Annotated in this window: 23 protein-coding genes and 1 pseudogene; 10 read left to right on the top strand and 14 right to left on the bottom strand. The window is 68.2% G+C overall.

The window, feature by feature from the left end:
• Positions 1 to 37: 37 nt before the first annotated feature.
• Positions 38 to 679 carry a thioredoxin-like domain-containing protein gene (locus tag N803_RS16055; protein WP_245617338.1) on the bottom strand — a complete coding sequence of 214 codons (642 nt, stop codon included), beginning with the start codon at positions 677 to 679 and terminating at the stop codon, positions 38 to 40.
• Between the two features lie 553 nt (positions 680 to 1232).
• Between N803_RS16055 and N803_RS18980 the strand changes: the two genes are divergently transcribed.
• On the top strand, positions 1233 to 1685 hold the full coding sequence (locus N803_RS18980) for a VldE C-terminal domain-containing protein (RefSeq protein ID WP_156969831.1): 453 nt from the start codon (positions 1233 to 1235) through the stop codon (positions 1683 to 1685).
• Between the two features lie 319 nt (positions 1686 to 2004).
• Positions 2005 to 2790 (top strand): SURF1 family cytochrome oxidase biogenesis protein, encoded by a 786-nt coding sequence (locus N803_RS16045; protein ID WP_035907199.1) that lies wholly within the window; start codon positions 2005 to 2007, stop codon positions 2788 to 2790.
• 544 nt (positions 2791 to 3334) lie between these two features.
• On the opposite strand, the gene ccsB is transcribed toward N803_RS16045, so the two are convergent.
• The 5 genes from ccsB to N803_RS16020 form a co-directional block, all read right to left on the bottom strand.
• Positions 3335 to 4318 (bottom strand): c-type cytochrome biogenesis protein CcsB, encoded by a 984-nt coding sequence (gene ccsB / locus N803_RS16040; protein ID WP_035907150.1) that lies wholly within the window; start codon positions 4316 to 4318, stop codon positions 3335 to 3337.
• Positions 4315 to 5904: a cytochrome c biogenesis protein ResB gene (gene resB / locus N803_RS16035; RefSeq protein WP_035907149.1), complete on the bottom strand. Its 1590-nt coding sequence runs from the start codon at positions 5902 to 5904 to the stop codon at positions 4315 to 4317. Before resB ends, ccsB begins: the two co-directional genes overlap by 4 nt.
• On the bottom strand, positions 5904 to 6653 hold the full coding sequence (locus N803_RS16030) for a cytochrome c biogenesis CcdA family protein (protein WP_035907148.1): 750 nt from the start codon (positions 6651 to 6653) through the stop codon (positions 5904 to 5906). Before N803_RS16030 ends, resB begins: the two co-directional genes overlap by 1 nt.
• A gap of 3 nt (positions 6654 to 6656) precedes the next feature.
• Positions 6657 to 7277 (bottom strand): TlpA family protein disulfide reductase, encoded by a 621-nt coding sequence (locus tag N803_RS16025; protein ID WP_035907147.1) that lies wholly within the window; start codon positions 7275 to 7277, stop codon positions 6657 to 6659.
• A 260-nt stretch (positions 7278 to 7537) separates the two neighbouring features.
• Positions 7538 to 9805, bottom strand: a complete 2268-nt coding sequence (locus N803_RS16020; RefSeq protein WP_084764619.1) for an MMPL family transporter — start codon at positions 9803 to 9805, stop codon at positions 7538 to 7540.
• A gap of 77 nt (positions 9806 to 9882) precedes the next feature.
• Here N803_RS16020 and N803_RS16015 point away from each other — a divergent pair, with 77 nt between their 5' ends.
• From N803_RS16015 to N803_RS16000, 4 genes are read left to right on the top strand one after another with little or no spacing between them, the layout of a single operon-like run.
• The gene (locus N803_RS16015; protein WP_035907195.1) at positions 9883 to 10266 is read left to right on the top strand and encodes an ArsR/SmtB family transcription factor; all 384 of its coding nucleotides are present in this window, start codon (positions 9883 to 9885) and stop codon (positions 10264 to 10266) included.
• Positions 10263 to 12257: a heavy metal translocating P-type ATPase gene (locus N803_RS16010; protein WP_035907146.1), complete on the top strand. Its 1995-nt coding sequence runs from the start codon at positions 10263 to 10265 to the stop codon at positions 12255 to 12257. The genes N803_RS16015 and N803_RS16010 overlap by 4 nt, the downstream gene beginning before the upstream one ends.
• Complete coding sequence (locus N803_RS16005; protein WP_084764618.1) at positions 12254 to 12901, top strand: signal peptidase II; 648 nt, start codon at positions 12254 to 12256, stop codon at positions 12899 to 12901. Before N803_RS16010 ends, N803_RS16005 begins: the two co-directional genes overlap by 4 nt.
• Positions 12898 to 13485 (top strand): cadmium resistance transporter, encoded by a 588-nt coding sequence (locus tag N803_RS16000; protein WP_035907144.1) that lies wholly within the window; start codon positions 12898 to 12900, stop codon positions 13483 to 13485. The genes N803_RS16005 and N803_RS16000 overlap by 4 nt, the downstream gene beginning before the upstream one ends.
• Positions 13486 to 13821: 336 nt before the next feature.
• Here the strand turns inward: N803_RS16000 and merA are convergent, their stop codons facing one another.
• Positions 13822 to 15201: a mercury(II) reductase gene (gene merA / locus N803_RS15995; protein WP_035907143.1), complete on the bottom strand. Its 1380-nt coding sequence runs from the start codon at positions 15199 to 15201 to the stop codon at positions 13822 to 13824.
• 55 nt (positions 15202 to 15256) lie between these two features.
• Between merA and N803_RS15990 the strand changes: the two genes are divergently transcribed.
• Entirely contained in the window at positions 15257 to 15655 is a 399-nt protein-coding gene (locus N803_RS15990) for a heavy metal-responsive transcriptional regulator (RefSeq protein WP_035907140.1), read from the top strand.
• Positions 15656 to 16118: 463 nt separating this feature from the next.
• Here N803_RS15990 and N803_RS15985 read toward each other — a convergent pair whose 3' ends face one another.
• The gene (locus N803_RS15985) at positions 16119 to 18509 is read right to left on the bottom strand and encodes a heavy metal translocating P-type ATPase (RefSeq protein WP_052112385.1); all 2391 of its coding nucleotides are present in this window, start codon (positions 18507 to 18509) and stop codon (positions 16119 to 16121) included.
• Between the two features lie 23 nt (positions 18510 to 18532).
• Positions 18533 to 18733 (bottom strand): heavy-metal-associated domain-containing protein, encoded by a 201-nt coding sequence (locus N803_RS15980; protein WP_035907139.1) that lies wholly within the window; start codon positions 18731 to 18733, stop codon positions 18533 to 18535.
• A 150-nt stretch (positions 18734 to 18883) separates the two neighbouring features.
• Here N803_RS15980 and N803_RS15975 point away from each other — a divergent pair, with 150 nt between their 5' ends.
• The 3 genes from N803_RS15975 to N803_RS15965 all read left to right on the top strand — a co-directional run bounded on the left by N803_RS15975 (position 18884) and on the right by N803_RS15965 (position 20938).
• On the top strand, positions 18884 to 19378 hold the full coding sequence (locus N803_RS15975) for a hypothetical protein (RefSeq protein ID WP_156969830.1): 495 nt from the start codon (positions 18884 to 18886) through the stop codon (positions 19376 to 19378).
• A 168-nt stretch (positions 19379 to 19546) separates the two neighbouring features.
• Entirely contained in the window at positions 19547 to 20059 is a 513-nt protein-coding gene (locus N803_RS15970) for a DUF305 domain-containing protein (protein ID WP_245617336.1), read from the top strand.
• 3 nt (positions 20060 to 20062) lie between these two features.
• Complete coding sequence (locus N803_RS15965; protein WP_052112384.1) at positions 20063 to 20938, top strand: F510_1955 family glycosylhydrolase; 876 nt, start codon at positions 20063 to 20065, stop codon at positions 20936 to 20938.
• A 300-nt stretch (positions 20939 to 21238) separates the two neighbouring features.
• Here N803_RS15965 and N803_RS19230 read toward each other — a convergent pair whose 3' ends face one another.
• From N803_RS19230 to N803_RS15945, 5 genes and pseudogenes are all read right to left on the bottom strand, one after another.
• Complete coding sequence (locus N803_RS19230) at positions 21239 to 21547, bottom strand: hypothetical protein (RefSeq protein WP_483790090.1); 309 nt, start codon at positions 21545 to 21547, stop codon at positions 21239 to 21241.
• A 436-nt stretch (positions 21548 to 21983) separates the two neighbouring features.
• Positions 21984 to 22164: pseudogene (locus N803_RS19210) on the bottom strand (IS481 family transposase); the annotation flags it as partial.
• A gap of 105 nt (positions 22165 to 22269) precedes the next feature.
• The gene (locus N803_RS15955) at positions 22270 to 23106 is read right to left on the bottom strand and encodes a hypothetical protein (RefSeq protein ID WP_035907134.1); all 837 of its coding nucleotides are present in this window, start codon (positions 23104 to 23106) and stop codon (positions 22270 to 22272) included.
• Between the two features lie 70 nt (positions 23107 to 23176).
• Positions 23177 to 23563 (bottom strand): TFIIB-type zinc ribbon-containing protein, encoded by a 387-nt coding sequence (locus tag N803_RS15950; protein WP_035907187.1) that lies wholly within the window; start codon positions 23561 to 23563, stop codon positions 23177 to 23179.
• Positions 23564 to 23616: 53 nt separating this feature from the next.
• The gene (locus N803_RS15945; protein WP_035907133.1) at positions 23617 to 24342 is read right to left on the bottom strand and encodes a CPBP family intramembrane glutamic endopeptidase; all 726 of its coding nucleotides are present in this window, start codon (positions 24340 to 24342) and stop codon (positions 23617 to 23619) included.
• Positions 24343 to 24355 lie beyond the last annotated feature (13 nt).

The raw sequence follows: 24355 nt of genomic DNA, 5'->3' as shown, positions 1-24355 counted from the left end.
ACCGCGCTACACCACTATCGGGGACTCAACTACCCAGTCACGAGGTTGGCCCACCATCCACGCCACCCGTGCAAAGCGCGCCAGGCTCGGGCGTCTGCTTGCCCTGTCGGAACTCGCGGACGAACTCCGTCAGACGGGCATCGTCCGCCCCGGACAGGTGCAGTTGCTTACCCCAGGCGGACGCCACGACGGGCGAGGGCAGACCTTCGTACGGGGATAGCACCATGTACGTGTCGGGAACAGACTCACGCAGCGTCTCAACCTGCGCTGCGGGCAAGTCAGGGCTGTAGGTGATCCAGACCGCCCCGTGCTCCATTGAGTGCACCGCGTTCTCGTTGGTCACGGGAGCGTCGTACGAGCCACAGTTCAACCACACCGGCGCGTGCTCACCACCGGCGGGGGGCGACTGTTCGTACGTGACGGGGCTCTCGGTGTGACCGGCCTCCGGCGTGAACGTCTGTACCGCGCCGAGGCTGGGGGTGTTCCGCTGGTCGAGGATCAGCGCCGTCGCAACCACCCCGACCACCAGCAGCACACTCGAGGCGGCGGCGCCCCAAATCATCAACCGCTGCCGCCGCTCACGCCGGGCTTGCTGCTGGCGCAGATCCAACAACTTTTGTCGACCAGGGCTAGCCTGCTTGCCGCCATCAGTCAGTGACACACCCATCTCCTTGCTCAACGAGGCCCTCCATCTACCTGTGGGCTCCCGCCAAGGGTAAAGGGCCAGTCCCAGTGAGCCGCACAGCCCTATGAGGCGCCCACGGCTGGCCCGGTCAGGACTGACGTTGGCTTTGGGCCAACCGCGGCGCCTTCGGCAAGTCGCCGTTACCGAAATGTGACATCCGGCGGGCAGTCAGTTACGTTAGTGCGCGTTCTCGCCCGCCCCGGAAGGTTTGATCGTGCCACCCACCCGCTCAGCAGGCCGACGACGCGCGGCCGGCCCGATCCGCCGTTTCCCTGCCGGCACTTCGCGCGTGGGGATCGCGTCATGCACAAAGGCCTTGGTGGCGGCCGGCCTGATCGGTGGATCAATGGCACTCCTGAGCCTTCCGGTAGGCCAAGCCTCCGCCACCTTGCTCCTTCCGCACGCTTCTGCTGAGGTCGCCACCGAACGCTCTGCCCCTTCGGCTGCCTCGCGCAGCGCTGGCCGCCTCTCGGCGGCAACCCGCGCGGCCGTGTCCGCACCCGCCAAACCTGCACGAATCGGCACGACGCCCGTAGGGGTGTCGGGGGTGACGGCACTCCCGAAGCCGCCGCCGACGCCACGGGCTCAACAGCCCGTGCTGCCCCGAGCACAGGCGCCGGAGGTCAAACGCCAGACCTCTGAGCCGAAGGCGCAGCGTGTGGTGAGCGTTTCACGACAATGCGGCGGCCTGGGCGTACAGAATTCGGCTGCCCGCTTGTGCACAGCCGTTCAGCAACGATTCGGTCTGGCGTCGATCGGCGGTTACCGCGCGGGGGCAGGAGAGCACGGAACTGGTCAAGCGTTGGATCTGATGGTGTCCTCACGGAGCCAAGGTGACGCCGTCGCGGCTTTCATCAAAGCCAACGTTGCCTCGTACGACGTCAAGTACCTCATCTGGTACCAGCGATTCTGGGAGCCAGGAGGCACGTGGGATCCGATGGACGACCGCGGTTCCACCACCCAAAACCATAAAGACCACGTCCACGTCACCCTCAAGTGACCCGTTAGGCAGGCGGCGTGGTGTGTCGCGTCGTGGGCCGCGGCCGATCCGCCGGTCAATCCCACTGCTCGAGCCATTCACTTCCTGTCGACGACGCTCGAGAACGTGGCCATAAGCGACGGTCCGATAATGATGCCGCCCAGACAGTTTGGATGGGTGATCTCCATGGAGGATGGGGCGTTTGTGCGTCGGCTGGTCGCGGACGGTGTTCCGCAGCGGCAGGTCGCGCGGGATTGGGGGACCGGCCCCTCGACCGTGGAGGAGGGCGGTGGTCGGGGCAGCAGGCATGACCCCCGAGTAGGCCGGTAGCGTGACGGCCGTGTCACGGCGTCTGTTCACCCCGCGCTGGCTGGGTGCACTGGCCCTCGCCCTGCTGTACGCAGTCCTCGCCTACCAGCTGGGTCACTGGCAGTACGCGCGCCACGAGTTCAAGGTCGAGCGCAACGCCCTCCTTGACGCGCACTACCGCGCCGATCCCATCCCGGTCACCGACGTGCTGTCCGACCGTCCGGTCGAACGCTCGCGCAAGGACTGGACCAAGGTCACCGCGACCGGCACGTATGCCGGCGAGCAGTTGCTCGTGCGTAACCGTCCGAACAACAGCGTCTTCGGCTACGAGGTCCTCGCGCCGTTGACGCTGCCGGACGGACGAACTGTCGTGGTCGACCGGGGCTGGGTGGAGAACTCGGACCGGGGCGCCGCCGTGGCACCGGACGTGGCGGCCGCGCCCGCGGGTGAGGTCACGGTCGTCGGCTGGGTTCGCCCCGGCGAGACAACCCAGCGAAAGACGCTCCCCCGCGGCCAGGTGGCCAGCATCGCCGTCCCCGACGTCGAGCGCGCGTGGGACACAGAGGTGCTCGACGGCTACGTCGTGCTCGACACCGAGCGCACGGCCGGCGGCACCTCCGCGCCGCGACCGGACCGTCTCGAGGACCCGGACCGCAGCCTCGGACCGCACCAGGCGTACGCGTTCCAGTGGTGGATGACTTTGCCGCTGGGCCTGCTGCTCATCTGGCTCGGGATCCGCCGCGAGCTGCGGGACGAGGACACCGACCGGGTGGCCAAGCCGAAGAAGGTCCGCATTTGGGACGAGGAGGACTACTGACCTCACCTCGAACCCCGCGCACGGGCAGAGGGTCGGCGCAGGGCTGGAACGAGAGCAACGTCTGAGGCTGGCTGCGCGCCCGGCAGCGGGCGGAGGGCCTCACGCACCCAGCGCGATGAACTTCGGTGATACCGCTACCGGCCACGACCGACCGCGCGCATATCGGAGACTCGTGAGCGCGGCGTCGGAACTAGCGGTGCGGACCGGCGCTCGCCCGCGGCGCGCTTGTGTCGTGGTGGTGCTGGGGAGCCAGTTTGCGCTGTCGGCGGCTGCACGGATGGCGTCCACCAAGGCGTTCGCTCCAATCGCCACTACGGCGCGGACCCCGTCGGGCAGAGGGATCTGACGGTTCATGGTGAGGTCTTTGATGTCGACGTGGGTGGCCTCTGCGAGTCCTGGGACTGTTCTGCTGTCCTGCGTCTCGGTCGTGAACACCGACCAAGCTGCTGCGTTCGGGTTCCCCAACCCATCCTCGGCGTCGCCGGGTTCACCGCCCTGCTGACCGTTGGGCTGGTCTCAGGATCGACAACGCACCATCGCCATGTCAGAGGCCAGAGTAGGAGTGCATGCCCACGAAATACATGTTGACGATGGAGTAGTTGACGATGATGCAGGCAAAGCCCGCAACCGCGATCCAGGTCGCCGACTGGCGTCGCCAGCCGCGCGTCACCCGGGCATGCATGTAGGCGGCATAGACGACCCAGATGATGAAGGTCCAGACCTCCTTGGGGTCCCAGTTCCAGTAGGAACCCCAGGCCTGCCGGGCCCAGATGGCGCCGGCGATGAGGGTGAACGTCCACAGCGGGAACGCGATGATGTGCAACGAGTAGGCGAGGCGCTCGAGAGTGCGGGAGTCGGGCACTGCCCGCAGCACGCCGCGACTCTCACCGAACCGGTCCTTGGCGAGATAGAGGAGAGCGACGACGAACCCGACGGCGAAGAGCCCGACCGAGATCGTCGCGACGGTGACGTGGATGACGAGCCAGATGCTCTTGAGCGACGGCATGAGTTCTGCGGCCTCGGTGTACCAGACCGTGTTGGCCAGCCCGAGCAGAACCAGCACCGGGGCGACGACGAAGATCCCGAGCCAGCGCAGGTCGCGGCGCAGACCCCACACGACGAAGACCACCATCGTGAACAGGGCCGAGGCCACCCCGAACTCGAACATGTTGCCCAGCGGCCAGCGTTCCACCGACGCACCGCGCAGAGCCGCCGAGGCGAACAGCAGCAACGTGCCCAGGATCGCGAGCGTCTGGGCGACCCCACCCGCTTTGCGCGCCCGCAGGGGCACCTCGGAGTCGGTCGGTGTCGGGCTCGCGGCACCATCCGACGACGCATCGCTGGACACCGTGCCACCGCCAGCGGCGACGAGCTCGCGGTCCTGCGCATCGGCAGACTCCACCGCAGCGTCACGTGCGGGAAGCAGACCTGCCAGGTAGACGGCATACCCAAGCATGGAGAGGGTGAGGACCACCATGGCGGAGTACAGGCTGACGTTGGCGTAGCTCGCCAGGGTCTCGTGGGTCACGTGCGTCGTTCCTTCAGTCGCGTGAGGATATCTTCGAGCTGCTCGCCCATGCCCTCGTCGTCGTCCTTGGCCAGGCCGCCGATGCTCACTACGGTACGGCCCTCGTCATCGGCGGGCGCAACCCGCACGAAGACCCGCCGACGCCGGATCGTCAGCGATAGGAGCAGCCCCAGCAGCGCCACGAGGGCGGACACCAGAGTGACCTCCTTGCCCGGGTCGCTGCGGATTGAGATGCCGGCGAAACGCTCGACACCATCGAAGGTGATGCTGCCCTGACCGCCGGGCAACGTGTAGGTCTGGCCCGGCGTGAGCCAGATCCGGAGGAGGTCGGTCCCCTCCTTGTTCTTGAGCTGGGTCATCTCGGCGGTGTCGAGCGAGTAGACCGACTGCGGCCGCCCACCGGGGAAGAGCGTCCCCTCGAAGGCCGACAGGGCGAGCGCCGGCTCGAGCGCATCCGGGAAGACCGAGCGCGGACCCTGCTCGTCGAGGACGGCCGTGGGCAGGAAGAGCCCCGCGAACCCGAGCTGCTTGCCCACGGGACCCGCCCCGGCGACCTTGACTGCACCGACGGACGTGTAGAGGTTGTCCTGGGCCAGGAACGGTGTCACCTCCGAATAGGTGACCTTGCCGTCGGCGTCCTTGACGGTGAGGCGCGGCGCATAGCCGTTGCCGAGAAGGAAGGCCGTCCCTCCGCCGGTCTCAAGAGGCCCATTGACCCGGATGACCTTCTTCTCGACCTTCGCGCCAGGTTCCTTCGTGAAGTCGACGTATGCGGTGAAGTCTCGTGGCGATCCGAACTGACCCTGACCCTTGACGTCGGTCTCGAACACGGCGTCGAAGCGGGTGAGCTTCATCGCGAAGGGCTCGAAGTTGGCGGTGTCGACGAGCGGACCTGGGCTGAGGGTGTCAAAGCGGGCAGCAGTGTTGGCGAACGTCTGCCCCACCGGGATGATGACATCGCCCTTCCACCCCATCAGGTGCCCCCAGGCCATGCCGAGGATGACGCCGATGAGCGCGAGGTGGAAGAAGAGGTTGCCGGTCTCCTTGAGGTAGCCCTTCTCGGCGGAGACCGTGGAGTCGTCGTGCGAGTGGGTGCGGAAGCGGCGTGACGTCAGGGCGGCCCGGACGTCGGCCAGCACGGCGTCGGGCGACCCGTCGAGGGTCACAGATTCGTGGGCAGCCAGTCGTTCCAGCCGTTTCGGCGCACGCGGCGGCTGCGACCGCATGGCCCTCCAGTGGACCTTGGACCGCGGCAGGACGCACCCGACGAGTGAGACGAGCAGCAGGAGGTAGATCGCGGCGAACCACGGTGACGCATAGACCTCGAAGAAGCCCAGCCGGTCGAGGATCGGGCCGGCGCTCTCGTGCCGGGCGATCCAGTCGGTGGTCCGGACGGCGTCGATGGAGCGCTGCGGGAAGATCGAGCCGGGCAGCGCGGCGACGGCGAGGAGGAGCAACAGGAAGAGCGCGGTGCGCATCGACGTCAGCTGGCGCCACGCGAATCGCAGCAGCCCGAGGGTGCCGAGCTTGGGCTGGGCGATGCCCTCGTCGCGGCGGGGGTCCGCGGGTTGGGTCGAGAGGCTCATCAGATCACCACCACGAAGCCAGAGACGAGCTCAGCCTGCAGCCAGCGGGTGAGGGCTTCCCACACGCCGGTCAGCAGGAGCAGCCCGACGGCGATGAGCAGCCCGCCACCGACGTACTGAATCAGGCGATGGTGCCGTCGGACCCAGCCGGCGACTCGCCCGAAGCGCTCGATCCCGGCCGCGGCGAGGATGAATGGCAGCCCCAGACCGAGGGCGTATGCCGTGGCGAGAGTCACCGCGCGACCAGTGCTCGGGTTCGTGGTCGAGGCCGAGAGGGTCATGACGGCGGCGAGGGTTGGGCCGGTGCAGGGAGCCCAGCCGAGCCCGAAGACGGCCCCGACCAGGGGTGCCCCCAGGAGCCCGGTCCGCGGGCGCCACGACGGGGCGAACTGACGTTGTGAGCCTGCGCCCGCACCGATTCCGAGGAAGACCAGGCCCATGAGGATGATGAACACCCCACCGACCCGCATGAGCAGCTCACGATGCACGGTCAGCGAGCGGCCCAGGGTGGCGATGAAGATCGACCCCAGGACGAAGACGGCGGCGAAGCCGAGGACGAACAGCAACGCGCCGAGCACCATCCGGCCGCGTGAACGCTGTTCCAGCGCGGTGTCGCTGATTCCGGTGACGTAGCCAAGGAAGCCCGGTACGAGCGGCAGCACACACGGCGACGCGAAGGACACGAGCCCGGCGAGGGCCGCGATGAGGACGGCGATGGGTAGTGCCCCGGAGGCGATGGTGTCGGTCACGGGTCAGGACTTGAGTACGTCGTCGATGAGGCCCCGAAGTGTCGCGGCCGACACGACGCCGCTGGCGCGGGCGGCGACCCGCCCCTCACGGTCGAGGATGAGCGTGGAGGGCGGGCTCGTCGGGGCTTGACGACCGAAGGCAAGGATGAGGACGCCAGATTCATCGCTCAGGCTGGGGTAGGTCATCTTCTGCGTTGAGACGAACGCCCGCCCGCGTTCGGGGGATTCGCGGAAGTCGATCCCCATGAACTGCACGGGCTTCTTGGCCGCCTGGACTTCGGTCCAGACCTTCTCGAGGTCAGGGATCTCGGTGATGCACGGAGGGCACCACGAGCCCCAGAGGTTGATGACGACGATGTCCTTGCCCCGGGCTGAGGTGCTTGACCAGTTCGTGCCATCCAAGGTGGTGCCCACGAGGGTGATGGGCTTGAGCCGCTTTGAGACCGGGATCTGCTCGATCGCACCGTTGCCTGCGATGTAGCCCTTCTGGTCGCCCCGCTTGGCCTGCTCAGCGATGGAGTTGGGGTCCGACGAGCAGCCTCCAATCGTTAGCAGAGCAAACGCGGAGGCAACGACCACGACACTGCGGCGCGGCACGGCATACCGAGTGATGTGACGGGTCATGCGCAGGCTCCCGAAGGGACGAGGGGCAACGCTGCCGCAGCGGGATCGCTACCAGCGGGCAATTCGAACGCGTCTCCGCGCTTCGAGAAGGTGTCGGTCGGGGTCATTCTGAGATTGTCGCAAACGAACCAGAGTGGTCGATCGGCCTGCAGGGATTTAGCGGAGGCAGTCGCAATCCGTCCGGACGGGTTACCGAGCGCACCGCCAGGTGAGTATGGCGCACCGGGGATGATGCTTCTCCGTTCCGTGTGATCGGGTGGTTAGTCGGTGAGTCCAAGCCGTTTGTGAAGGCGCCGTAGCGGCGCGGGGGCCCACCAGTTGGCCTCGCCGGCTAGCCGCATGATTGCGGGGACCAGGAGGGTGCGGACGATGGTGGCGTCGAGGACGACGGCGAGGGTGAGGCCCACGCCGATCACCTTCAGGGCGGTGAGGTTCGAGGCGGCGAGGGCCAAGAAGACGGTGACCAGAATGGCGGCTGCGGCGGTGATCAGTCCCCCGGTGCGTTGCAGACCTTGGGCGACGGCTTCGGTGGTGGTGGCGCCGTTGCGGTGGGCCTCGGTGATCCTGGACAGCAGGAAGACCTCGTAGTCCATCGACAGGCCGAAGGCGATACAGAAGATCAGCACTGGCAACGTGGTTTCTAGCGTGCCGGTCGGGGTGAAGTCGCCGACCAGCCAGCGCAGGTGGCCTTCTTGGAACACATAGACCAGGGCTCCGAAGGTGGCGCTGAGGCTGAGCAGGTTGGTCACGATCGCCTTCACCGGAATGAGCAGCGACCCGGTGAACAGGAACAGTAGGACGAAGGTGGACAGCCCGATGACGCCTAGTGCCCAGGGCAGCCGGTCGGCGATGGTGTCGGTGGCATCGACCAGGGTGGCCGCGGACCCGCCGACCAGCGCTTCCTCTGGTGCCGGCTGCTTGCGGATGTCTCGTACGACAGTGCCGGCGTCAGCGGGGTCGGTGGCTGAGGTGGAGACGGCCATCCAGGTCCCGGCCGCCGAGGTGTAGCGGCTGCCGAGTGCCTCGGTTTCTGGGCTCCTCGCCGGTACGGTTCGGCCGTCGATGTAGCGGCCGGTGGCGGTCTCAACCGCGGTCACGCCTGGCAGGTTGGACAGGCGCGAGGCGTACGTGACCATTTGCTCGTCAGTGGCGGCGCTGGGGGCGTCGTGGCCGGGAAGGACCACGGTGATCGGGTCCTCGGCCGCTGCGGGGAAGTCCCGGGCCAGCCGTTCCGCAGTGTCGGCGACGGGGTGGTCGGCCGGGAGGGTCCGGTGATCCAGCAGGCCGAACCGGACCCCGACGAAGGGCAGCACCAGTAGGATGAGCAGGGCGCTGACCGAGACCAGGATCAGGAGGGGGCGCCGCATCACCAGGGCTGCGATCCGGTGCCAGGCCAGCTGATCCTCCCCGACACCGGCGCGGCGACGGGTGATGCGCCGGCGGATCGGGGCGAACACGTCGGCCCGGTCGAGCCGGTGCCCGACCAGGGCCAGCATCGCCGGGATCAGGACCACCGCGGTCAGGGCGGCCAGCGCGGTGACCGCGATGCCGGCGCAGCCGAGCGAGCGGAGGAAGGGCATCGGGAACAGCAAGAGCGCCGAGAGCGAGAGCGCCACCGTAAGCGCGGAAAACACCACGGTGCGGCCGGCAGTGCGCACCGTGATGACCACAGCGGAGTCGACGGTGCGGCCGGCGCGACGTTCCTCGCGGAACCGTGTGACCAGGAAGAGGCTGTAGTCCACCGCCAGCCCGAACCCGAGCGCGGTGGTCAGGTTCAGTGCGTAGGTCGACATCGTGGTGGCCTCTGCGAGCAGGCCGAGCATCGCCAGAGTGCCGACCACCGCGCCGGCACCCACCAACAGTGGCAGGCCAGCCGCGATCGCGGATCCAAAGACCAGCAGCAGCACGAGCAGGGTGATCGGCAACGTCACCATCTCCGCGGAGACTAGATCGCTCTCGGCCTGCTCGTCGACGGCGAGACCGACCGCGGCGGGCCCGGTGGCACCTACCCGCAACGCGCTTGAGTCTTCCTCGAGGTCGTCGATGATCCTCGCCGCGGTCTTCTGTGCGGCGTGCTCGCCGCCGGTGAGCTGAAGTGCGATCAGCGCGGACCGGCCGTCGGCCGCGCGCAGCGAGGGGTTGGGGGTCATCCAGTAGGAGTGCACCCCTCCAACGCCGGGTGTCTCGGCCAGCTGCGTGGCGAGCTTGGACCCCGCCTCCACGGTTGCCGGGGAGTCGACGGTGCCGGTGTTCGCCTGGGCGATCAGGACCAGGTTCGGCGGCCCGCCGGGGAAGTCCTGGCTCAGAACGGCGGCCGCACGTTGCGACTGTGCTGAGGGGTCCAGGTACGCGCCGGAGGTCAGTTTGTCCCCGGCATCCCGCCCGGCCACCCCGGCCAGGATCATGAGCACCAGCGCCGCCAACAGCACCAGTCCGCGGCGACGGAGCAGCAACCGCAGGAGCGGCCCCGGCCCCGTCTCCAGCTCGCGCTTTCCGCTCCGCTCGAGGTTCACAGCTGCTTTCTCCATCGTGGGACCCTTTAAGGTGGCCGCTGTCAGCGGAACTGGACGATCAATAGGATGGACGCTATCATCGGCGTATGGCAATGACAACGGCGCAGGCGGACCCAGGGCTGCGGCGCGGCGCTGCCCTGTTCCACGGCCTCGCAGATCGCAACCGGTTGGCGATCGTTCGGCAGCTCGCCCACGGGGAGCGGCGGGTGGTGGACCTCACCAAGGCCCTCGATCTGGCCCAAGGCACCGTGTCAGGCCATCTGGCCTGCCTACGTGACTGCGGTCTGATCGTCGGTCGGCCAGAGGGGCGGCAGATGTTCTACTCCATCGCCCACCCGGAGCTGATGGACCTGCTCGGCGCGGCCGAGAAGCTGCTCGCCCTGACCGGCGAGGCCGTCGAGCTCTGCCCCACCTACGGCCCCGCCGACACCCACCCCGAGACCACCCCCACCGCCACCGAGGGAGTAGCACCGTGACGGACGCCTGCGGCTGCGGCCACGACGAACCCCGCACCGACGACGACGAGCTGGAGGAGCACGAGCCGGAGCGATTGTGGGAGGTCAGCGAGCTGCGGTTCGCTGCCCTCGCCGGACTCTTCCTGATCGCGGGATTCATTGCCGACCTCAACGACGCCTCCCGGGGCGTGGTGACCGGCCTGAACGCCATCGCGCTGGCGCTGGGGGCCTGGACGTTCGTGCCCAGCACCCTGAAGCGGCTGTCCAAGGGCAAGATCGGCGTCGGCACCCTGATGACAATCGCTGCGGTCGGCGCGGTCATCCTCGGCGAGGTCGCCGAGGCTGCCATGCTGGCCTTCCTCTACTCCATCAGCGAGGGCCTGGAGGAGTACGCCGTGGCCCGCACCCGCCGCGGCCTGCGCGCACTGCTGTCCCTGGTCCCGGCCGAGGCCACCATCCTCCGCGACGGCACCCAGGTCACCGTGGCCCCCGCAGAGCTCGCAATCGGAGACCTGCTCCTGGTCCGGCCCGGCGAGCGCGTCGCCACCGACGGCGTCATCCGCACCGGCCGCACCGCCCTGGACGTCTCAGCCCTCACCGGGGAGTCCGTACCGGTCGAGGCCGGGGCCGGGGATACCGTGTACGCCGGCTCCATCAACGGCACCGGCGTCCTTGAGGTCGAGGTCACCACCACCGCCGAGGACAACTCCTTGGCCCGAATCGTCAACATCGTCGAGGCCGAGCAGTCCCGCAAGGGCGACGCCCAGCGGCTGGCCGACCGCATCGCCAAACCCCTGGTGCCCGGCATCATGGTCCTGGCCGCCGTCATCGCGATCGCCGGAAGTCTGCTCGGTGACCCCGCGACCTGGATCGAACGCGCCCTGGTGGTCCTGGTCGCCGCCTCCCCGTGCGCGCTGGCGATTTCCGTGCCGGTCACCGTCGTCGCCGCCATCGGTGCCGCCAGCCGCATCGGCGCCCTGGTCAAGGGCGGCGCCGCACTGGAGGCGCTGGGCCGGATCCGTGCCGTCGCCCTGGACAAGACCGGCACCTTGACCCGCAACGAACCCGCCGTCGTCGAGGTCGCCACCATTCCCGGCCAGACCCGGGAGCAAGTCCTCGACATCGCGGCCGCCCTGGAGTCCCGCAGTGAGCATCCCCTGGCCCGCGCGATCCTGGCCGCCGTCACCGACCACCGTGACGCCCAGGACGTCGAGGCCGTCACCGGCGCCGGTCTCACCGGCACCATCGACGGCCGGCCGGCCCGTTTGGGCCGACCCGACTGGATCCCCGCCGGTGAGCTCGCCGGGCCCGTCACTGCCATGCAGGAAGCGGGCGCCACTGCAGTGCTGGTCGAGTACGACGGGGCCGTGATCGGGGCCGTCGCGGTCCGCGATGACCTGCGCCCCGAGGCAGCCGAGGTCGTCGCCCGGCTCCGTGCCAGCGGCTACCAGGTCGCGATGCTCACCGGCGACAACGAACGCACCGCCGCCGCCCTGGCCGCCCAGGCCGGCATCACTGATGTCCACGCAGACCTCCGCCCCGAGGACAAGTCGGCCATCATCCGCCGGCTCCGTGAGAGCACCCCGACCGCGATGGTCGGCGACGGAGTCAACGACGCCCCCGCCTTGGCAACCGCCGACGTCGGAATCGCCATGGGCGCCATGGGCAGCGACGTCGCCATCGAGACCGCCGACGTGGCCCTCATGGGTGAGGACCTGCGCCACCTGCCGCACACCCTGACCCACGCCCGCCGCGCCAGGTCGATCATGCTGCAGAACGTCGGCCTCTCCCTGGGCTTGATCGCCATCCTGATCCCGCTCGCCGCCCTCGGCGTGCTCGGCCTCGCCGCCGTGGTACTGGTCCATGAGATCGCCGAGATCTTTGTGATCGGCAACGGGGTACGCGCCGGCCGCGTCCGCCCGCTTCCTCCGGCACCCGCGGCCACGCCCACGGCGGCCGCGGTGACGGCGGAAGCCACGGCGAGGTCAGCGGTGGGTCCGGCAGGGCCATGACGCGAGCCCGCTCCGGACGCACGACGGTCCTGCTCGCGGCGGTGACGGTTGCCGCGATCGACTTGGCCGCCAAGGCAGCATCAGAGGTCCGGCTCGCCGACTCCTCGGTTGACCTCGGACTGCTGCAGCTGCAGCTGGCCTACAACTCCGGCGTGGCCTTCAGCATGGGCAACGCGCTGCCCGCAGCAGTAATCGTGACCGTCACTGCGGCCATCGCGGTAGCGCTTATGGGGTATGCCTGGCACAGGGCGCCCCAGGCGGGGTGGGTCGAAAGGGCCGCCGGCGGCGCCGTGATCGGCGGGGCCGTCGCCAACGTCGTCGACCGCGCCCGCGACGGCGTGGTGACCGACTACCTGCATACCGGCTGGTGGCCCACCTTCAACCTCGCCGACACCTTCCTCATCACCGGCTTCATCGTGATCGCCCTGCTGCACACCCGCCCCGAACGTACGACGAATAAACCGGAGCCGATGGAGGACCACCCGGCCACCCACACGAGTCATGACAGGCACTCCATGACGACCAACCTGCCGTTCGCCGGCGATCGGAGCTCAGCCGTCGCAGCCATCGAGCACGGGCAGTCCTCTCGAGGCGAAACTAAGAAGAGCGTCGACACCGAAGAAACGAAGGAGACAGGGACTTGATCATCTCCGCGTTGCAGGCGATTGGCCTGTTCTTGGTCACCAACATCGACGACATCATCGTTCTGTCCCTGTTCTTCGCGCGCGGAGCCGGGCAACGAGGTACCACCACCAAAATCGTCGTCGGGCAGTACCTCGGTTTCGGTGGCATCCTCCTCGCCTCACTCGCGGTGACCTTCGGAGCGGGGCTGTTCCTTCCCGACGACGCCATCCCGTACTTCGGCCTCATCCCACTGCTGCTTGGGGGCTACGCCGCCTGGCAGGTGTGGCGCAACGGGGACGACGACGACAGCGTCGCGGACAGGCCGATCAGCGCCCTCACCGTGGCCGCAGTCACCTTCGCCAACGGTGGAGACAACATCGGGGTCTACGTGCCGGTCTTCCTCACCGTCGGCACCGGCGCCCTCGTGGCCTATTGCGTCGTGTTCTTGGCCCTGGTAGTCGTTCTCGTCCTTGCCGCCAAGTTCGTGGCCACCCGCAAACCGATCGCAGAGGTGCTGGAGCGTTGGGAGCACATCTTGTTCCCGCTCGTCCTCATCGTGCTCGGCCTCGTCATCCTGATCGAGGGCGGAGCGTTCGGCCTCTGACCCAGCGTCTCAACGTCCGCACGCAGGAAGGTACGTCCACGGCGCGTGGTTGCCCCACGAGACGTTGCCCTTTCACGGGCCTCATCATCCGCGATGAGATCCGCGTGCTGACGACCCGACCTCGCCGAGTTCCTGATGGGCACGCCGGCCTTTCGCGGGCGACGGGTTCCGTCCACCGACGCCGTGGTCGATATCGGTCGATGATGGACGACGCGGCACGCGGTCGTAGTCCTACACCGGCTGGAGCGCAGACATCAACGAGCACGGGCACGCCCAAGTCCCGGCATGGGGGGTGTCCTGATCCACGCCGCGGATGAGGTCGCGGATGCTGGCCGGTCACGCGCAGCAACTGGTCGGTTTGTCGCTGCGGAATAGGCCGGCGCAGATGCGCAGCGCCTCGCTCATCGTGAGGTAGGGCGCCCAGGTGTCGGCGAGCTGATCAACGGTTAGGCCGTATTTGATCGCGTAGGTCGCCGCGAGCATCACGTCCCCGGCGCCGTCGAGCGCGGCGTGGACGCCCAGAACTTTGCCGGTGCCCGCGTCCACGACGAGCTTGAGGACACCGCGGGTGTCGCGGTTGACCAGGGCCCGTGGGATGTCCTGCGCGCCCAGGACCCGGCAGTCGCAGTCGTACCCGGCGGCCAGCGCTTGCTCTTCCGTGAGCCCTGCGCTGGCCAGTTGCGGGGTCGTGAACGTCACCGCCGGCAGCCCCCGGTAGTCAACCGTGGTGGGCTCACCGAGGGCTCCTGCAGCCGCCGCGTGCCCGGTGCGCGCCGCCACGTAGACGTGCTGCGCGGCGCCGGAGACGTCGCCGGCGGCGTAGATCCGCGGGTTGCTGGTGCGCTGAAACCGGTCGACCGTGATGTATCCGCGGTCGTCGGTGCCGACCCGGGCAGAGTCCAACCCGAGCCCGTCGGTGTTCGCACGTCGACCGGTCGCTATCAGCAGTCGTTGTCCAGTCACTTCATGGCCGAGTTCGGTCCGGACCAGAGCGTCGCCGTTTTCGGTGCGCTCCACAGTGGCGGCGCGCTCCTCGACGACGGTGATGCCCTCGTCGGCGAACACCCCGCGGAGCACGTCGGCGACCTCCGGCTCAGCGTGCGGCGCCAACCGGCCGACGACAGTGACGCGCACACCCAAGTGGGCCCACAGTTGAGCCTGCTCCAGGCCGACATAGCCGCCGCCGACGATCACCACCGACCCGGGAAGGTCCTGCTGCTCCATCGCGGTCGTGCTGGTCAGCGGGTCGACCGTGTCCACGCCCGGCACGTCCGGAATGTGCACTACTGAGCCTGTTGCAACGACGAAGGCACGTGCGGCGACCCGCTTGCCGTCGACCTGCAACGTCTCCTGGTCGACAAAGCTGGCGTGGCCGTACTGGACCTGGAAACCGTGCGCGTCGGCTACGACGGTGTATTTGGCCTGCCGGAGCTGGTCGATCAGGTCCTGCTTCTGCACCATCAGTGCCGGCAGGTCCACGTCTGCGGCACCAGTCGGGACGCTCGGGAAGGGGTTGACCAGCGCCTGGTGGCGACGCCCGGCTGCCGCGAGCAGGTTCTTGCTTGGGATGCAGCCGACGTTGAGGCACGTCCCACCGAGGACGCCGTGCTCGACCAGCAGGACGGACTTGCCGCGTGATCTGGCCTCGATCCCCGCGGCCATCGCTGCGCCACCCGTGCCGATCACGACCAGGTCCCAGGTGTCCTCGTTGTCCATCAGCAGACCGTAAAGGTTCCAGCGCACGGGAAGGTCAAGGTCGTAGGCTGAGGATGTGCAAATCGGAGAGCTGGCCGAGCGCGCCGGTCTGACGACCAAGGCGCTGAGGTTTTACGAGGAGGCCGGGGTCCTGCCCCCACCAGCACGGACAGCGGCGGGATACCGGGACTACGACGAGACTGCGCCGGCCCGACTCGCTTTCGTGCGGGCCGCGCAAGCGGCCGGTCTCACCCTCGCGGAGATCCGCACCGTCATGGCGGTCCGCGAGGACCAGGGCCCACCGTGCTTTCATGTCACGGCGCTGCTCGATCGGCACGCGACCGCGCTCGACGAGCGCATCGCTGAACTCGAGGCGACCCGGGCGGAGGTCCGCCGGCTCCGGAACCGCGCCGCCACCCTGGACCCGGCGGCCTGCCACGAGGACGGCATCTGCCACATCATCCCGAGCAGCTGATCGTCACCGGCGGGACGCCCGCCGCACCGCCCACAGCGCGCACAGCCGGCAGATGTACACCCCCGGCGTGGACCCAAGTTCGGCAAGCCGACGGCGCTCACGGCCGCAACAGCCACACGCCCGAACGGGTTCGGCCACTTTTCCGGTGGTGCTGACGCGCATGGCGGCTCCTCACTTGCCGCACAGCCTTTCACCAAGACGCCCTACGCACTACACCGTCCGCCGGATTTCGCCAGAGAGCACGTACCGCAGCATCCCGGGAAACCCACCGCGCTACCGGCGCACGCCCGCCAGGTGTGCGTGCGCGAACGATCACTACTGAGATTCGGACCATTCACCGTTCGTCCGCAAAATCGCTGGCTCGAGCAGCGTTGACCCGCCGGGCCGAGAGTGTCGGTCACGTACCCCTAGCGCCACCTGGGTGACGTCGAGTGACACCTGGGTGGCGCTGCTTGCTTGGCGTTTACAGGCGTTGTGCGCGCAGACGTAGGGCGTTTGCGATGACGCTGACCGAGGAGAGGGCCATCGCTGCTGCGGCGATCATCGGGGAGAGCAGGAGCCCGAAGGTGGGGTAGAGGACTCCGGCTGCGATGGGGATGCCGGCGACGTTGTACATGAATGCGAACACGAGGTTCTGACGGATGTTCGACATGGTCGCTTCAGACAGTTTGCGTGCTCGCACGATGCCGGTCATTTCGCCCTTGAGAAGGGTGATGCCGGCGCTCTCAATGGCCACGTCGGTTCCTGATCCCATTGCCAGGCCCACGTCGGCGGCCGCGAGGGCGGGCGCGTCGTTGACGCCGTCGCCTGCCATGGCCACGACGCGTCCTTGGCTGCGCAGCCGCATGACGACGTCGGCCTTGTGGTCGGGCATGACCTCAGCCTCGACCTGGTCGATGCCGAGCCGGCGTGCGACGGCTTGCGCGGTGACCCGGTTGTCACCCGTGAGCATGACGACCTCGACACCTTCCGCGCGCAGCGCTTCCACGGCCGCCGGCGTCGTCTCCTTGACCGGGTCGGCGATCGCGATGATCCCCGCGACCCGGGCGTCCACGCCTGCGAAGATCACCGTTGCTCCGTCGGCGCGCAGCTGGTCGGCCTGTGTCGACAGTGCGCTCGGGTCGATTCCTTCATCGGTCAGGAAGGATGCGCTGCCGACCCGGACCTGGCGCTGTTCCACCGTTCCGATCACACCCTTGCCCACAGGTGCATCGAAGTCGGCCACGTCCGGGATGGTCAGGCCAGCCTGGGTGGCGGCGTTGACGATGGCTGTTGCCAGGGGGTGTTCGGAGGCTCGTTCGACCCCGGCCACGAGGCGCAGCAGGTCGTCCTGCTCAAACTCCGCAGTGGTGACGACCTGCGTCACGGATGGGTTGCCCTCGGTGAGGGTCCCGGTCTTGTCCACGACGAGGGTGTCGACCTTCTCCATTCGCTCGAGCGCTTCGGCATTCTTGATCAGGACACCGAGCCCGGCCCCTCGCCCGACACCGACCATGATCGACATCGGTGTCGCCAGGCCCAGGGCACAGGGGCACGCGATGATGAGGACGGACACGGCCACGACGAGCGCGTGGGCCAGCCGCGGGTCGGGACCGACCGCGGCCCACACCGCGAACGCGACGATCGCGATGACGATGACGGCGGGCACGAACCATGCCGCCACCTGGTCCGCGACCCGCTGGATCGGTGCGCGGGAGCGCTGCGCGTCGGCGACCATCTGCACGATCCGAGCCAGCATGGTGTCGCGACCGACCTTCTCGGCCCGCACGATCAACGACCCGCTTTGGTTGATAGTCCCGCCGATGACCGTGTCGTCAACGGCCTTGGTCACCGGCATCGACTCACCGGTCACCAAGGACTCGTCAAGGGTGGAACGCCCCTCCTCGACAAGCCCGTCGACGGGGATCTTCTCGCCCGGCCGGACCCGGAACCGGTCACCCACGTTCACCTGGTCCAGGGTCACCTCATGTTCTGTGCCGTCCGGATTGATCCGACGCGCGGTGTCAGGTGTGAGGTCGAGTAGGGCCCGAATGGCGCCGGACGTCTGCTCGCGGGCCCGCAGCTCGAGGACCTGCCCGAGCAGGACAAGCGTGGTGATGACCGAGGCGGCTTCGAAGTAGACATCGACCGCACCATCCATCCGGAAGGCCTCAGGGAAGATCCCCGGTGTGAGGGTGGCCACGACGCTGAACAGCCAGGCGACGCCGGTGCCCATGGCAATGAGGGTGAACATGTTCAGTTTGAGGGTGCGCACCGAGGTCCAGCCCCGCTGGAAGAACGGCCACCCCGCCCACAACACCACGGGGGTGGCGAAGACCAGTTGCAACCACGCGGACACTCGCGGTGAGATCGCGTCGTGGATCGCCGGGATCAGGTCGCCACCCATGCCCAGGATGACCACGGGGACTGAGAGGGCGACACCGGTCCAGAAGCGACGGGTCATGTCAGCCAGCTCAGGGCTGGGCCCGCTGGCCGCGGTCACCATCACGGGTTCGAGGGCCATCCCGCAGATCGGGCACGAACCCGGACCGGGTCGCCGGATTTCCGGGTGCATCGGGCAGGTCCACTCCGCGACTTCTCCAGACACCGGTGTCGTTGCTGCGCCGTCCCCGCCAGACCCTTGGCTGTGATGGTCATGCGCGCCGCGGTCGGGACCGTCGGTGCTCGCCGAAGAGTACGCCGCAGGATCGTCATCGAACGTGGCCTTGCAGCGCGCAGAACAGAAGTGGAACGTGCGGCCGTCATGCTCAGACCGGTGCGCACGGACAGCGGGATCGACGTCCATCCCGCAGACAGGATCCTTCACCGTGGTCACAGCATTGGCGTGTTCGGTGTCGTCGTTCACAACGCTCATCTCCTTTGTCCGCCTGGGTGGGCTCAGGCGGTCTGGTAGCCGGCGGAGGCGATGGCGGCGCGCACAGCGGCCTCGTCGACGTCCTGTCCGGTGGCGGTCAGGGTCCCAGCGCCCAAGTCGACCTCGGCGCTCGAGATGCCCGCGAGGGCTTCGACAGCGGCGCTCACCTTGGTGGCGCAGCCGCCGCAGGTCATGCCTTGGACGGTGACTGTGGTGGTGTTCATGGGTGGGGCCTCTCGATGGTGGTCCAGCGCCTTGCGCGGGGCGGGCAACACTGGAGACGATACCCCAGGGGGGTATCTGAGTCCAGTGGTTCGGTTCAGGGGAGAGGACGCTCTGGGATCGACGCGTTGGCGGGTGAGAGAATGGGCCGCATGTTGACCTCAGTTGCGGCGGCACGGCGCGGATGGCGGCTCGTGGCCGTCTTCGTGCTGGTGTTGGCCGTGGTGGGGATGCATTCCATGGGCGCTGGACACCACGGCGCGGCGGGGTCGGCTGGTAGCGAGTCTCACCAGATGCTGGCGGCGGGCACGATCGGGGCGCCCACGGCCTCGCCTACGACGGGTTCGGGCTCCCACCACAGCGTTGCGGATCCCGACGGCGCCACTGTCACAAAGGCGTTGAACTCTGAGGTCATCACCGCGACGTGCTTTGGGTGCTTGGCGCCGGGTGGGGATGCCTTGGCTGCCATGTGCTTGGCGGTGGTGTCGAGTTTGCTCGCGTTGGCGTTGCTGGTGGCTCTGCGGCACCTGTTGCGCGGGCGCGTTGCCCTGATGCTCCTCTCGTGGTCGCATGCGGGTGTGGCTGTGCGCTCACCGTTGCGCCGGATGGCGCTGTCACCGATCGAGGTTTGTGTGCTGCGGACGTGAGCTGTACGCGGGCAGTGCCCGCGTCCGACTCCTTCCTGCACGCCCAGCCAGACCCCTCGAAACGGAGATTGACCCATGAAGCGCATCACCCGTGTCTTTGTCGTGTCCGCCCTCGCGGCCGCGACCCTGTCCGCCTGCACCGATAACGGCGGGCATGACGTGAGCAATATGACCAACACCAGTCCCGGCGCGGCCACGACGCCCGCCTCGGGAACGTCCGCCCCGGGAGCGCACAACGACGCCGACGTGACGTTCGCGACCGACATGATCCCGCACCACGCTCAGGCGGTGACGATGGCCGCGATGGTGCCCACCCGCTCCAGCAGCCAAGAGGTCAAAGACCTCGCATCGCAGATCCAGGCCGCACAGGATCCCGAGATCAAGCAGATGTCGGGCTGGCTGCAGGCGTGGGGTGAACCCGTCCCGGCGGCGACGGGCATGCAGCACGGCGACGGCATGATGAGCATGGAGGAGATGGGTCAGCTCGAGACCGCCGCGGGCGCCGCGTTCGACAAGATGTGGCTGCAGATGATGATCGAGCACCACCAGGGTGCGATCGCGATGGCGCGCACAGAACTGACGGCTGGCTCCGACGCTGACGCCAAGAAGTTGGCCCAAGCGATCATCGAGGGACAGAGCCACGAGATCGCCACCATGACGTCGCTGCTCACTGGCGACTGAGCCATGAGATCACGCATCTTGCTGCCGCTCCTCGCGGCGGTCGTGTTCGCGGCACTGATCGTTGCCAGTGTCGGACTGTTTGGTCCCGATGACCCAGCCCAGCGAGAGCCCGCTGTCGCTGTCGGGCAGAGCCCCAATCCGCTGATCGCCGGGCACGCGCACGGGATCGCCCGACGCCCCACCAGCGGTGATGTCTACGTCGCCACCCACGACGGACTGTTCGTGATCACGGCCTCCGGTCCTTCACGGGTCGACGGTCCGACCGTCGACCTCATGGGCTTCACGATGACCGAGTCGGGCGACCTGCTCTCATCAGGGCATCCCGGTGTCGGCACCGACCTCCCACAACCCGTGGGCGTCATCGAATCGGGCGACAACGGGAAGACCTGGACAGTTCGATCCCGCGGCGGGCAGTCCGACTTCCACGCACTGACATCGTCCAGCCGAGGCCTACTCGGATATGACGGCACCCTGCGGGTCAGCGAGGACGGCCGCACCTGGCGGAACCAGCCCATGTCCGCCGAAGTGACCTCATTGGGCGCATCGCCCGACGGTGCAAACGTGCTGGCCGCGACCAGTGCAGGCGTCCAGGCCTCAAACACCTACGGCGACACCTGGACGCCCGTGGCCGAGGCGCCGGCACTGGTTCTCCTGGACTGGGCCGATGCCCGTCAGGTCGTCGGCATCGACCCATCGGGTGCGGTGTTCGTGAGCAGCGACGCCGGTCGGACCTGGAAGCCTGCTTCAGGCAAGCCTCTAGGGCCACCCCAAGCCCTCGGGGCCAGCATCGTCGACGGGCGCATGGAGATCCTGGTCGTGACACCCACTGCGATCGTCCGCTCGGTGGACAGCGGGTCCACGTTCGCGCCCCTGCGCTGAAGCCGGCGGAATCGTGTGGCTGGCGGCCATCGGCAGAACTGCTCAGTTTCCGGTTAGGGAAGACCGGGCAACTGAGCACGCTGGCTGCCAGCCACACTCCGGCTAAAGCGTCGGCGCAGGCCAACCGGGGGCATAGCCGTACAGGATGACTGCGCCACCGAGTGGGCCAGAGATCCCGCGCCGATCCACCGCGTGGTGGAGCTGAGCCCGGCTGTGATCGGGTAGCTCCACACACTCGCGAGGCAGCCGGCGTATCCGAGAAGTGACACAAACGAAGACCGCCCATGGCGATCAGGCACGTCAGATCGGCACTTGGAAGCCGGACACAAGCTCAGCTTGCAGCCAACGGGTGAGGCCTTCCCGGACCCCGGTGAGGAGCAGCAGCCCGACGGTGATGAGCATCCCTCCACCGAGGGTCTGAATGAGGCGGTGGTGGTCACGGACCCAGCTGGAGACTCGCCCGAAGCGTTCGATCCAGGCGGCCGCGAGGATGAATGGCAACCCAACCCGAGGGCGTATGCCGTGGCGAGGGTGACCGCGCGACCCGTGCTGGGGTTCGTGGTCGAGGCCGAGAGGGTCATGACGGCGGCGAGGGTGGGGCCGGTGCACGGAGCCCAGCCGAGTCCGAAGGATGGCCCCGACCAGGGGTGCCCCCAGGAGTCCGGTTTGGGGGCCCATGACGGGGCGAACTGACGTTGTGAGCCAGCTCCCGCACCACTTCCGAGGAAGACCAGGCCCATGAGGATGATGAACACCCCACCGACCCGCATGAGCAGCTCACGATGCAGGGTCAGCGAACGGCCCAGGGTGGCGATGAGCATCTGCGCAGTCGTCGGAGCCGGGAAGATAGGCCGGTGCAATTGTGGTGCAGTTGCTGGCTTCTGCCCCAAGGCGCATATGCTTAGGCTTCACCTGTTTGAGCACGACTAGCGATCGCATGAGTCCGTCTGACACTCAGCCCTGAGAACTTTTAATCCGTAGGTTGTGGGTTCGAGTCCCACGGGGCCCACCTTGTGATGTCGCAAGACATCGGAATGGACCGGACCTACGAATTGTGGGTCCGGTCCTTCTTTTTGTGGGGTCCTGGTGGGCGGCCTGTGCCGTGGTAGGTGCGGTGGGGGTCGAGGACGAGTTCGCGTAGGAGTTCGCCGGTGGCGGCGTCGATGATGCGGACGTGGAGGTCTTGGACGAGCATCAGGATGTGGGTTCCCGGCGTGGGTTCGTCCGCCCGCTTCCAACTCGGCCTCAAAGTCGCCCGACGCTCCCCCAGGTGGCAGAGACCTCGAGCGTGCTGGACGCAGGCCAGACCGGCGACGCCGACTGAGGTCATCTCAGAGCGGGAGAGGCACGCCCCGGTTGCGCAGCAGTTCCCCCACCATCGCCACCCCGAGGCCCAGCGCGAAGGCGCCGAAGAAGCCGACCCACCCGTTGAACCGTCTGTCGAGGGGCCGCTCCGGACGGCGACGGAACCCGATGAGCTCCACCACGGCATACGCGATGAAGCCGAGCAGGAGCGGGCCGTTGACCAACATCCAGAACCAGAACCACCGCGTCCCGACGCGAGGCGCGGCGCCCATGACGAGCCCGCCGAGGACGATCAACCCACCCAACGCAGCGAGGTTCCCCATAGTCGTCCCGTCGCCGAACGAGAAGGGGCGCATCGCGACGCCGGCGTCGCGCAACTGACGCACGAGGGCCGCCGATGCCTCGTTGGAGTCCACACTCATCTCGCCGAAGGAACCCGGGTCGTTGTCGGCCACGGCGACCTGCCAGCCGGGCGAACCGAACGAGCGCCACACGAGAATCCCGCCGGTCGGCTCACCAACAACGCCATAGGACGTCGTCGAGGTACCGACCACCTCGCCGTTCACGTCTACGGTCTCGTCGTGGAGCAGCGAGCGCTCCGCCTCCAGGAGGTCGAGGCGACCCTGGTGCAGGGAGCCAGCGACGTACCACTCCTGCACCGTTCCGGACGCGATGTCGGACCGCAGCTCCGCGAAGCTGGACCCTCGCAGCCCGTCGTTCCACGCGAAGCCGAGCAGCACGAGGCACACCGCCACGACGGCACCCCCGAACGCGGTGATGAACCGCTCATGCCACCCCTGCGCCTCGCGGTGCTGCTCCGGTGTCGCGGCCTGCGCGACGTCGCCCCCTACCCCAACCGTCATGGACGAAATATGGCACGACAAACCCCCGCTGACCAGATGTCAACGAGGGCTTGCGAGGAAGGGGCTCGCGTCAGTCGAAGAGCTCGGAGAGGAACGACTTCTTGCGGCGGTAGCCGGGCTGGCCGTAGCCGTACTTGCCGGGGGACGAGGAGTAGCGGGGCGCCTGCCCATAACCCTGCGCTGCCGGCTGCCCGTAGGGCTGTTCGTACTGACCCTGCCGGTATGCCGGTTGCTGCGGTGCCGCTGCCGGCGGCGCCTGCTGCTGGGGCTGGCTCTGCTGGCCCTGCTGACCCTGGGCCGGTGGCTGGTACCAGGCGGTCTCGGCGTTGACGAGGGCCTCGAGCTCACCCCTGTCGAGGAAGAGGCCACCGCAGCCGGTGCACTGGTCGACGTGGACCTGGTTGCGCTCGTAGTTGCGCATCTCGGATCCGCACTTGGGGCAGGTGAGGGTGCTCATGACCCTCCCAACGTCCGGGCCCGCGCGATCGTCCCCGCCGACCGGGGCGAGCTTCACCCAGCAGCGGCGAGGACCTGCGGAAGCAGGAACAACATCCCGAGAGACCACACGAGGTGGGTGATCGTCGGCCCGAGGATCCCGCCGGTGACCCGACGCTGCAGGCCGACGACCGCGCCGAGGATCGCAGCCGCGAGGACGAGAAGGGGGACGCCAGCGGCAGCTGACACGACGGCATACACGATCGTCGTGACGAGAACAGCGTGCCGCCGGCCGACGGCCGCAAAGAGCGCACCGCGATAGAAGAGCTCTTCCGCCAATCCGTTGAGGGCGGTGATGACGGCGACGACGGCGAGTGAGCCGAAACGGGCGTGATCGAGCAAACCGTCAACAGGCCCTCGCAGCAACGGAATTCGTGCGACCACGAGCGCGCCGACGAGGAAGACCGCCAGCAGCATGAGACCGAGGACAAGCGACTGCACGACGGCCCGGCTCGGCGCCGCTCCGCCCCGGGTGTGGGCCCGCCCGAGGTGCAACGGCCCGGACAGGAACGCTCCCACGGTCCACACGAGGGCCAGCACCACCGTGCCGACGTAGAACAGCCGGTCCCCGGGCGGAATCCGTAGGGCCCACGCGTTGACGACGACCCCGACGGCCAGCGTCGCGACGGCCACGATCCGGCGACGGCGGAACGCCGCATCGGTCTCGGTGTGGTCCCGGGGAACGGGCACGACGAGGGCCGCGCGGAAGAACCGCCGCAGTTCTGCCAGTGCGCGCTCCATGACGATGAGACGA

The organism is Knoellia subterranea KCTC 19937 (genome assembly GCF_000768685.1).
Classification (GTDB): Bacteria; Actinomycetota; Actinomycetes; order Actinomycetales; family Dermatophilaceae; genus Knoellia; species Knoellia subterranea.
Note: the sequence above shows the minus strand (reverse complement) of the source record. Positions and strands in the feature narration are given on the sequence as shown.